This is a genomic window from Jeotgalibacillus sp. ET6 (assembly GCF_029667115.1).
In the GTDB taxonomy this organism is placed as follows: domain Bacteria; phylum Bacillota; class Bacilli; order Bacillales; family Jeotgalibacillaceae; genus Jeotgalibacillus.
In genome coordinates, this window is record NZ_JARUIU010000166.1 from 1 (window position 1) to 255 (window position 255).

Here is a 255-nt window from a genome sequence, read left to right on the forward strand (position 1 = left end):
TGAAGATTTAGGTAAATTATGTATCGAATTAACAAAAGCATCGATAATATATCAGTTCGGTCAAAACATTGAAAATAAAAGGATACCACTTCTTCATCATTTGAAAATTCTTTGTAAAAGGATACTTGATCGTTACATTTTGTCAGCTCGCTTCCAAGCTCTTTAATTTTTTCCTGAAGCTGCTCTTCTGTATACAATACTTCTTCAAGAATCTGCTGAAGCTCATAACTATATTTTTGTGCGAAAAATCCCAAT

General features: G+C 31.4%; 1 pseudogene. It reads right to left on the reverse strand.

Going from position 1 to position 255, the window contains the following annotated elements:
- Positions 1 to 255 (reverse strand): annotated as a pseudogene (locus P6709_RS20100) (hypothetical protein); the annotation flags it as partial.